At 45.7% G+C, this 10,930-nt stretch carries 10 protein-coding genes; all 10 read right to left on the reverse strand.

Features of this window, described 5'->3' with window-relative positions; all coding sequences use genetic code 11:
* On the reverse strand, positions 1 to 708 hold a 708-nt coding region (locus JKK62_RS12460), incomplete at its 3' end, for a tyrosine-type recombinase/integrase (RefSeq protein WP_201428157.1).
* Between the two features lie 1,084 nt (positions 709 to 1,792).
* Positions 1,793 to 2,200, reverse strand: coding sequence for a hypothetical protein (locus tag JKK62_RS12465; RefSeq protein ID WP_201428158.1), 408 nt, complete (start codon positions 2,198 to 2,200; stop codon positions 1,793 to 1,795).
* Positions 2,201 to 2,283: 83 nt separating this feature from the next.
* A complete protein-coding gene (locus tag JKK62_RS12470) occupies positions 2,284 to 2,595 on the reverse strand; it encodes a type II toxin-antitoxin system RelB/DinJ family antitoxin (RefSeq protein WP_201428159.1) in 312 nt (103 codons plus the stop codon).
* 202 nt (positions 2,596 to 2,797) lie between these two features.
* Entirely contained in the window at positions 2,798 to 6,154 is a 3,357-nt protein-coding gene (locus JKK62_RS12475) for a leucine-rich repeat protein (protein WP_201428160.1), read from the reverse strand.
* Between the two features lie 39 nt (positions 6,155 to 6,193).
* A complete protein-coding gene (locus JKK62_RS12480; protein ID WP_201428161.1) occupies positions 6,194 to 7,114 on the reverse strand; it encodes a dockerin type I repeat-containing protein in 921 nt (306 codons plus the stop codon).
* 595 nt (positions 7,115 to 7,709) lie between these two features.
* Complete coding sequence (locus tag JKK62_RS12485) at positions 7,710 to 8,444, reverse strand: dockerin type I repeat-containing protein (protein WP_201428162.1); 735 nt, start codon at positions 8,442 to 8,444, stop codon at positions 7,710 to 7,712.
* Positions 8,445 to 8,473: 29 nt separating this feature from the next.
* Complete coding sequence (locus JKK62_RS12490; RefSeq protein ID WP_201428163.1) at positions 8,474 to 9,307, reverse strand: hypothetical protein; 834 nt, start codon at positions 9,305 to 9,307, stop codon at positions 8,474 to 8,476.
* A 2-nt stretch (positions 9,308 to 9,309) separates the two neighbouring features.
* Positions 9,310 to 9,789, reverse strand: a complete 480-nt coding sequence (locus JKK62_RS12495) for an RNA polymerase sigma factor (RefSeq protein ID WP_201428164.1) — start codon at positions 9,787 to 9,789, stop codon at positions 9,310 to 9,312.
* Positions 9,790 to 10,117: 328 nt separating this feature from the next.
* On the reverse strand, positions 10,118 to 10,528 hold the full coding sequence (locus JKK62_RS12500) for a ribbon-helix-helix domain-containing protein (RefSeq protein ID WP_201428165.1): 411 nt from the start codon (positions 10,526 to 10,528) through the stop codon (positions 10,118 to 10,120).
* Positions 10,529 to 10,638: 110 nt separating this feature from the next.
* On the reverse strand, positions 10,639 to 10,930 hold a 292-nt coding region (locus JKK62_RS12505), incomplete at its 5' end, for a hypothetical protein (protein WP_201428166.1).

Consider the following 10,930-nt stretch of genomic DNA (forward strand, 5'->3'; position numbering starts at 1 on the left):
GATGATGCCGCACAACTCCCCTGCCCTCAATCCTGTGTTGAGCATTAAGAAATATGCCGCAGACTGTTGATACACAGGCTTGCCGTTTGCGAAGCGTTTGAAGGCTTCCGCTTTGATCTTCTCCAACTCATCGTCGGTGAATACGACCACCAGATCACACTGCGGCTTGCTCTCCTTATTCTGCGAGGCAAGGTAGTTATCCTTCTTCGTCATATCGATAATCGCCATCGGATTGTTTGGGATAGCTCCCTCTTGATAGAGTTGCTTGAAGAACATCTTTAGCAGCGAGTAGGCTTTCTTGCTCGTTGTGAAAGCGTAGCCTTTATTCATGTGCTTGGTAAGCAATTTCTTTATGTCGGCTGGTGTGACGTCACCGACAAGTTTGTTCCAGATGTATGGATAGATCTGATGCTCGGCAGTGCATTCATATCGGTCGTAGGTAGTGCGCTCTACTTCCGGGAATTTATACACGCGCAGCCAATTCTTCATACTCTCTTTCAGCGGTTCCCGGGCTTTATCCGAGTTGGTGACTTGCTCATTGAAATTCTTGACATACTCTGTCATCTTCGCCTGCAAAGTCTTTTTCTTTTTGCTGGAAAAGCTCTTGCGTTGAGCGACACCGAACTCATCCTTGTACCTAACCATTCCAATCCAGCGACCATCTCTCTTCTGCCAAATGTTGCCGTTGTCTAATAATTCTCGTTTCATTGTATCGACCTCCTTTTTGATAACCACAACAATACCACAAGCACCGGTCATTATCCAGCAAAAACCGTAACAAATATTCGATTGAAATCTTGTGAATAATACCCTTTTCTTCCTCCATTTTACACGAAGCAGTGGGCTATATTCAGGACAATGCAGTTTTGAACATAAATAATCCCCATAACTTGGCGCATGTCAAATCATGAGGAATATATGGCAGCCACATCGCAGCCGCTGAAAATCTTTGAAAAAACGTGTGATCTCCAACATATACAGGCAGCGGTCAAAGACCACGGAAATCGCGTGTGGAAGTGCGGCATAGGTTATCATAACGACGTTGCCCCTCGCGTGCGAAGGACACGTCTTTCCGGGCAAAGACTTTTAAAAGAATTGCGTTTCTGCGTTTTTATCAAGAAAACATCTTGACAAAACCGCGTGTCTATGTTATGATATTTCCTGCAAGTGACAAGTGCTCATTTGCAGCGATTAAATATTTAGGGGTATAGCTCAGTTGGTAGAGCAGCGGTCTCCAAACGTCAACCGTGACTCAATTCCCCGCATTATTACTGGATTTCTCAGGCTTGAAACGTCGGTTTCAAGCCTTTTTTCGTGTTTTCGATTTTGCAAGTTGCTAAAGTGATTTATGCAAAATCGAGGTCGATACCTGCAAAAGATTTTGGAACAGCATCAAAATACCAGCAAATTTTCATTATGTTTGGAAAGTCTGTTTTCCGCTGTCTGAAAACGTCTGACTGATACTTTTTCGAGTTAGTTCAACTCATATTTCAAAGAGGTCTCGCCCATCTAAAACCAATTTAATTTAACCCTCATCATAAATCTAAATCCCGTCCTAATAAAGTTTAAAACGCTGCACTTAAATGATAATGTCAAGTGCAGCGCTCGTTGTTTAAATTGTAAATACTCTCAACCTACCGTCAGCAATTTCAGCACAGCAGAAAAGGAATTTTAACCATGTTTTCGTTTTAAGAAAAAATCCCTTTCTTTGTTTTAGCGTCGCAAATATTGACAGTTAATTGCCGTTATTGCCTTCCGACAACTTTACATTTCCGGGGTTGTCTTCTACTGCCTATGTTCTTCCATGGTCGCCGACTTCCCAATTACCGTTGTCAAGCGTTACCATATAATAAGTTTCAGTTATCAGACTATTCGTATTATCAGAATCCTGATTATCGTAATATGTGACGGATAATTCCAAGACATCTGTTAACGATTTCGGCTCAAACGAACACCTGAATTCCCACAGGTTATCCTCACGAACCTGTTCGTTATGCGCGTCGTTGTATTCGATTGTGCAAAGAGTACAGTCATCATAGTTCATGGCAAAAAACGATTTAGCCGCTTCTGCGACGTTATTCAACTCAGTTTCCGAATATCTTTGTGAATCAGTAAAAAGGACGCTGACATCCGAAACATCTCCGCAGCTGCTCAACATCAGTGTAAGTATTGTAAGAAGAGCTGCTATAAGTTTTTTCATTTCGTTACCCTTTCTTTGTTATAGCTTGCAAATTATGACCGATAGGCAGCTCATATCTCTGAAAACCGGCGTATAGCGCAAAATCATGCCTGCACTCCGAATTCATTCAGCATATCTTCTTCCGAAATCCAATCCGATTCTGACTTTACGCTGTCCTCACCAGCCTTGACATCTGCCAGCAAAAGCGCAATTGCCTGCTGACGGATAACTGCTTCGCTGTTTTGATTCATCAGGAACGGCAGTCCGCCAACATTGAGCGACTGCTGAAAGAATGCGTTTACCGCATCGGTCAATGTCATTCCGCATTTTGCGTATAAGCTTTCCACTTGCTTTTTTACTTCGGGATTGATACGCATCTGAAATGTTCCCGTTTTGGGCGCGTCTACAATATTCATAAAATCATCTCCGTTCTGTTTTCTTCATTATACACCAACCGCAAAGGTGTGTCAATACATTGTTATTACATTTCGAGCAAAAAAATTATACCATATTTAAGCCTGCTTTATTGCTCTTAAATCCATACACATAGATAATTGGAAAAAAGAAAAATCAGGCTACCGCAATATCTGAACAATTACGGCAACCTGTTTTTATGTGTTATTCAGCTAATTTCCTTTGAATCTCTGTCACGTCGCTGATAGAAGCCGTACCGCTGAAATCTTTGACGGCGCGGTTTAGAATCGCTGGGTTGACAGAAGTGATCTCCGCAATATGCTTTTGCAGCTCGGTCGCGTCAGTGATATCGACACTGCCGTCCGCATTCACGTCATACAGCGCGACAGGCTCGCCCTTTGCGTTGAGCGGCACAAAAGAAACATTCTCGTCCTTGTCGGCAAAGCTCTGGGCTTCCGTATCCACATAACCGTATAACGTCAGCTCTCCACAGCCGACAAACGCGTCCTTATCAATGGTCTTGGTGTTTTTCGGAACCGTCACTCTTGTCAGTTCGGTGCAATCCTCAAATACACACTTGTCGATCATCGTCACTGAGTCAGGAAGGACTACGCTCTTGAGCGAGGTACAGCCCTTGAAAGCACTGCTGCCGATCCGTTGAACGGAACCGAGGTCGATCTCAGCGAGCGACGAGCAATTCTCAAAGGTCTGCGTATAGATTGCTCTCACCTTGCCGGGAATCACAATGGATTTGAGCGAACTGCAATTCCTGAACGTGTAAGATTTAAGAGTAGTGAGCGAGTCGGGCAGCTCTACCGTTTCGAGTGAGGAGCAACCCTCGAACGCGTTGTATCCAATGATATCTACCTTATCCCCTAACCGCAATTCGGTTAAGGAGGCGCAGAACGCAAGCGTGTTGTCGTTAATCTCCGTTATGCCCTCAGGGAAGCTGATGCTTTTCAGCGAGGAACAGACAAAAAACGCGTTTCTTTCAACAGTGGTCAGCGTGTCGGGAAGGTCGATCTCCTCTATCGCGCTGCACAGCTCAAACGCTCCATTTTGTATCGTCTCCACACCTTTACCGAGGTCAACCTTTTTGAGTTTTTTGCAGCCTTGAAAAGCGTCCGTGCCGATTGTCTTGACCGTATCAGATAAAACGATCTCTTCCAAATCGGCACATTCCGAGAACGCCCATTTGCCGATATAGGTCACGCCGTCCTGTACAACGAGCTTCTTGATATCAGAGCCCCACGGCAGCGTCTGCTTAAATTGATAGTCGCCCATCGCGCCTTTGCCGCTGATCGTAAGCACGCCGTTTTCACCAAGCGTCCATGCACAGTCACCTGTGACTCCGCTTGTTGGCTGCGGCTCGGGTGGCTCGAGTGAATCAAGCAATTCTTTCAACGCGACGGCAGTCTTGTCAAGCTCCTCCTGTGTACCCGCGTAGTAGTATTTGACTTTCGCTTCATTGAGCGCATCCTTCAGCGCTTCGTAATCGTCGCGTGCCCTTGCTTCGTCCGTATCGATAAAGGCTTCGAGCTGTTCGATCAGCGACCACAACTCCGCCTTATCTCCCTCAAACGGCTCAAGACCCTCAAAGGCAGCCTGCAGCTCCTCACGTGCGAGAATCAGTTCCTCGGCAGACACGTTTTCGTCGTAATAAACCTGTTCCGCGTAGCGGTTCGCATAAGTATAGTCATCGGCGGAAGCCTTAGTAAACGCCCCTCCGACCGGGAACAGGAGAGCGATCTCCGTGAATTTATCGCCGAGCGCCTTGCGCGCATCCTGAACGCTCTGTGCGATCTGCGCTTCGTCGGGGGTTGCGGGTTGGTTATCTAAAAGAATGTAATTGATATCATACATTCTCGCGTAAAACAGCGCGCGTGAATCGGTATAGTCATACGCCGTGAAGCCGTCAACCTTTACCGTTTTGTAATTATCGTCATATTTCAGTCCGAACGGCATATCGCCGACTTCAACGCAGTTCTTTGGAACACTGAGCTTTTTCAATGAATCGCAGTTGAAGAAAGCCTGTTCGCCGAGCTTTGTCATGCTTTCAGGCAGGCTGACATAACTGAGCTTCGCGCAGCCGATGAATGCCCTGTATCCGATTTCCGTAACACCTTCGGGAATGGTAACGTGCCTGAGAGCGGTGCAGTCGAGGAAGGAACAATCGGGAATACTCTTTACGCCATCGCAAATAGTCAGCTCCCTGAGAGCGGAACAGAGGTAAAAAGTATCAGAACCCCATTCGGTAACTCCGCCGCCGATCACCGCGGTTGTCAGTTTTTTGCAGTAAGAAAAAGCGCTTTCACCGATAATATTGCAGCTGACCGGAATATTGATTTCATTCAGTCCGCTGCTTTCAAACGCAAAATCCCCGATTTCACGGAGTGATACGGGAAGCTCCACATACGCAAGCGTTTTCTGTCCGCCGAACGCGCCGCCCGAGATACAGGTTGTACCGTCTGCTATGGTGACGGTTTCAGGGCATTCCCCTTTATAACGGTACAGCACCTTACCGAGATATACAGCGCCGTCTGGCTGATCGTTGAGCCATTTGCTGTTTAGGAACGCGCTGCCGTCTATGCTCGTGAGCGCGTCGGTGTTATTGATAACGTCAAGCTGACTGCAGCCGTAAAAGGCATTGATCCCGATAGACGCGAGTCCCTCGGGCAGGGTAATCTCCTCGAGTTCACGGCAATTACTAAACATATATTTATTGATTTCTATCAGGTTTTCGGGCAGAGTTACGCGCTTGATACCGGACATATTAAAGAGCGATGTTCCCAATTCGCTGATATGCTTCGGGAGCACGGCGTCTGTCAGCTTTGTGCAAGCCGTGAACGCGCCGCCGCCGATGTACTCCACGCTTTCGGGCAATGTCAGCGAGGTGACCTCCTTTTGGTCGTACAGCGCACGATCCGCTATACAGTATGTGCCTTCTCTTGCCTCGACTTCACCCGTCAGGGTTCCTTTGGCGGTATACAGCGAATTTCCGAGATACACCAAGCCGTCGGGCTGCGCTTTAAACCACGCGGTATTCCTGAAGGCTTCATCACCGATATGCTTCATCGCAGCCGGGGCGGTGATCTCCGAAAGCTTTTTGCAGCCTGAAAACGCTTCTTCGGCGATATCCGTCACGCTGTCAGGCAACGAAATTTTTTCAAGCAGCTCGCAGTTTTTGAACGCTTCAAAACCGATAGAAACGACGCTTGACGCGATAGTTACCTCGGTCAGCTGGCGGCAGCTCGCGAACGCGCATCTTCCGATTTGGGTAACGCCGTCCTCAATGATAACCTTCTTAATATTATAACCCCACGGCGTTTTGTTGACAGCCGTATCGTAATATGCAGTAGCGCCGCTGCCGCTGATCGTCAGTACGCCGTAATCCAGCGTCCATGTGCAGTCGCCCGTAACGCCGCTCGACGCGCCGGCAACACCGTCAGCTTCCGCCGCGTAAACCGTGACAACTGACGGGAACGCGCCTGATGCCTGAACGCCAAACATCATCGCAGCCGAAAGCAGCAGCGCGGATATTTTCTTTAATAAAGGCTTCATAAACTTACCTCCTTCCCTTTCCCTTAAAACACTTATGTACTATTCATACCATTCCTCGGGCAGATCGAAAACGACCTTCTCGCCCGTCCTGCCTGCGCCGGAGGTGAACTCCGCGATGTACTTCTGGATGCAGGTCACGTCGAGGATCGAGAGCCGCTCGTCGCCGTTCACGTCGCAATAGCCGAAGGGATGAAAGACATGGAAGCCCTCGAAGTACTGCTCTCCCAAACCGACTGCTTGCTGCTGGATCGCGGTCGCGTCGGCAATGGTGATCGCTCTGTCGCCGTCCGCGTCGCCGTAATAGTACTCTCTGCCGCTTTCGGGAGTGGGAACGCCCGTGACGACAATGTCGCTGACATAGGTCGCAGGTCTGCCTCCCAGATCGAAATACACCTCGTTATATTTGTTGCCCTTGTCCTCCACGTAGTCGGACGCCAAATTCATTTTGATCTGCTGCATTTTGCCGCATTCCATCATGATCGGGTGCCATTCTATCATTTCGTTCACATTGTTGCTGTAGACCTGCATGACGTAATCCTCGTCGGTTTTCCATTCCCAGTCGCCGAGACCCAGCTTCATGGAAACCTCGATGCTCTGATAGCCCTCGGTGTTGATCTTCAGGCAGAGCGAGCGACCCTGCGGCTGTGCTTGGATGCCGTCGTCACCGACGGGGTTTTCCGACCAGCGGAATTCCTGATTGTCATAATTGCCGTAGCAGATGACGGGACCGTCCTCATAATAGACGTCGTAGGTAAAGGCGTTCACCACATGATTGATCACCTTCGGCTGACCGGTCACCAGATGCTCGGTCACGATCTCGCCGGGTACTCTTTCCTCCGCGCCGGTGGTAAAGAACGTCGCCAGCGTCTCGCGAGCGACAGGCTTTTTCTCCGCCGCAAACACGGTGACGCTGCCCGACAGCAGAGTCGCGGCTAATAAGACAGATAACAGCTTTTTCATCATCAAAACCTCCTAAAACAAAATAAAAAAGCGTGACCCAAATGAGCCACGCCAAAAAACACAGCTCATTTGTCGCCAAACAAAACCTTTCAATCACTTTAACCAAAGTCATAAGAAAGAAGAGCCTGTATTTTTTACTAAATACAAACTTCGGTTAAAGTTGAAAAATTCAGTTTTGTTTGGCACTTATATCATAGCATATTTTACGCAAATACGCAATCCAAATTTCCCCTTGACAATTTAGCAAGAATGTACAAACACCCGACAAAACAAACATTTAAATGTACGGCAAAAAACGACTGACCCTACGGCTTTATCATAATATGTCTGTATGAAAAAATCAACAAAGTGGTAAAACTTGAACGTTTTCCGGTAAAAATGAAGGAAAAATTAGACGCGCCCAAAAATCGCCGACGCCGCGCAAACACTTCGGTCGGGTACACCAACCGTCGTTACTCAACAAATCGCACACAGGGTGACACACGGCGAAACAGAGTGTTTATTACTCATGGTATTGTTTTTCTCTGTTATCGCCTACTATATTTTGCTGTAAAATTAAACTGTCCATTTGTATACATAATTGGCAGCGCTCGTATTATTCCGCACATATTTTTTGGATTTCTGTAGCATCAGTAATATCAACAACTCCGTCATTGTTAATATCGGCTGATTGATATCTTAGACGGCATGGTTCAAAAAGACCGCTTGCTATTTTTTGAACCATTGTTGCATCGGAGATACTGATAATCATATCGCCGTCAACATCACCGAGTATTCCGTCTATCAAATTATCCAAATTCCATGACGCTGTTAAGACCAAATATGATTTAACTGATTTTGCTAATTCAAACAGCAATTTATCTGTAAATATACTGGTATTTGCCGCTTCTGAAATCGAGGTTAGTCTGTGGTTTTGGTACAAATCAATTATCCCGTCTACGGAATCAAAACAATACGCAAAGGTTAAGTTGCTGTCTGAGGAGCTAACATATTGCGTTTTGGGTTTTGCTTTCAAAAAATCTTCAGATTGCGTGCTGTCATAATGGCTGATCAGCAATGCCCCGTTGGACAGTTTTCCGTAATATTGTATTATGATGTCATTTAAATCGGTGTTTGGATAGAACAGCGAAACCTGTTTCAGAATGTCTTCACGGTACTCTTCCGGCAGCATTTCTTCGACCTTTGGAGAATAGCAAAGCAAATCACTTCCGGCTAACTGAGCGAGTTTCTCATCATCGTACTCCGTGTATTTTGAACACGCACCGACATTAGGCAAAGCTGAGAAAGCAAGCGTCATTAGAATCAATAACCCTACAATACCTTTTTTCATTAATTTCACTCCTTGATATGGTCAAATGCTTAGTTTAATTCAATTTCTCCGTAAAGCCTGTTGATTTGAAATCCGCTAAAGCTTTCCGAATGACCCCATTCGTCATAGAATTCCAAATCATAATATGTTTCGGCATTTAGAAAGATGTCGTAAAAACTCGGCGAGTAACTATAAACATCTCTCTCTTTGCTGATAACATCGACAAGCTCACGGAATTCGTACTTTTCACAAAAAGAAAATTTCTTCCCACGCTCCGTGATATGACAAAAGAGATAATTTGAATCCTTGAAGCGTTCATCGATTTGAAAAACAAGAATACCCATGAATATATTATCAGGTGAGTCTGCATACTGACCGGAAATATATCCTGTCGCGGGAGGAACAAAAGGGTATGAGGTCGCGGCTGTGACTTCTTCTGTCACGGTTTCCTTCGGCTCCGATGCTGACAACGGGCTGCTTTCAACGATATTATCAGTAGGTTCGACGAGTTTATCACTTGAATCGTTCTCAACCTGTTGACGGTTGAGTTCGGATTGAGAGTATTCGGGTATTGTCTGCATAGCTTGGGTTTCTTCTTTCGGTTCGGTAGCCTTGAATGAGGTTGACGGAGCACCCTGATGTGCAGCGGAACAAGTTGATTCCTGCGGTAAAGTTGAAGCTGAAGGGCTCATAGGAAACTCCTGAATGCTGAGCTTTGAATTAAAAAACAAAACCGCTGTTGAAACTGCAACAACGCTTGCGGCAGTTCCAATTAAATATGGCTTAAAATGCTTTTTTGTTGCAGTATGAGGAATATTTACAGCGTTTTCAATCCAGCTTTCAGGCACGTCTAAGTTCTTGATAATATTAAAATTTCTTTTCAAGCTTATTCGCCCCCATAAATCTTTTTTAGTTTTTCCCTGCCTCGTTTCAGCATTACCATAATTGTATTAGGATTTCTTCCAAGTATTTCGGCAATCTCCTTCACCTTATATCGCTCACAATAATGCAGATAGAGGATATCTCTATAATCAGGTTCCATCCTCATCAGTGCCCAGGTAATGTCCATTTCGTCTTCGCTGTAGTAACTTGGTTGGTCTTTAACGCTTTCCATAGATACGGTTTTCCGGTTTTTCTTCAAAAAATTGCGGCATTCATTTATTGCAACCTTAATCAACCATGCTTTGAGATGATTTTCATCCTTAAAGGAAGGGGATTTTGTATATAGCTTAAAAAATGTATTTTGAAAACAATCTTCTGTATCCGCCCAATTTTGAAGTCGGGTTAAACAGACTCCGGCTACTGTTTGGGTATACTTACGCACAACATCTTCGTAAGCCAATCCGGCAAACAATTTCTCAGCCATAATCTGTCATTTCCCCCCTCTATTAATAAAACAATTCATAAAGGTATTTTATTACAACGAATCATTATCTTTTTTAAGAAAAGCAAACTCAAGAATAAGGTGAATTTACGATGTATGCCAAAATCCATACCGATACTCCATTCAAGCACAACAAGATACCGCTAAAAAAGAAAAAATCCAGAACTTTTTCGCGCTTTCTTTGTTATAGCGTAGCAAAAATGAGATTCGTCCAAAAATCGCCGACACCGCGCAAACACTTCGGTCGGGTACACCAACCGTCGTTACTCAACGAATCGCACACAGGGCGACACACGGCAAAACAGGGATTTTACTCTTCATTGTACCAACCTTTGGCGATGTCCTCCAGCTTAATTTTGCCGCGCGTTCTGCGGACGTTATTGACAGCCTCTCTACGCATTTCTTCCAACTCATCATCGGTGAAATGATTTGTCTTTGCGATGACTCTCATCAGCATTTCGAGCTGAACCGCGTAGCGGAACAGTCCTTTGGAGATCGCCTTCGCGTTGTCCTCGGACACATTTTCAACCGCTTTTGCGAGCTTTTCGCTCATCACATCGCCGCCGGTTTTGATCGCTTCATCCGCAATCAGGTTTTCCGCAGCCCTTTCAAAGAACTCGTTTCGCGAGTGAAGTCCTTTCTTTTTGATGAATGTATCGACCGTTTTTACCGTTTTCTTATCAAGGTACAAACTTACCCTTTGTTTGTTTTCCGAATCCAATTTTTTACCTCCTTTAACCCTCCAAATAAATTACACCAACATGGTGAGCAACCAAAAAATGCCCGTTTTTTCGATAGACATGCGATTGTCGGAAATAACAGCGTTATTTGTTACACCAAACCGAAAACAGGTGTCAACCTAAGAATACTGCACAGGAAACCCTCAAAAATGGCTTGTGGTCGGCGTTGCCGGCCGCTGTGAACCGCACCGGCGCTGCATAACAGCGTCGTTGCTTTCTCCTGCTTCAAATAATCACCGGCGTTTTTCGCCTTTTTCGGGTTGCGGGCGACTAATGCTGTTTTCTTCTGCCGTAATTGAAGAGTTGCCGCCTGTGGAAAGAATCCACCGCCCGCTTGATTGGCAGAATCCTGAACATCAGGTTCCCATTTCGAAGCGACCCGA

This window comes from Ruminococcus difficilis (genome assembly GCF_016680995.1).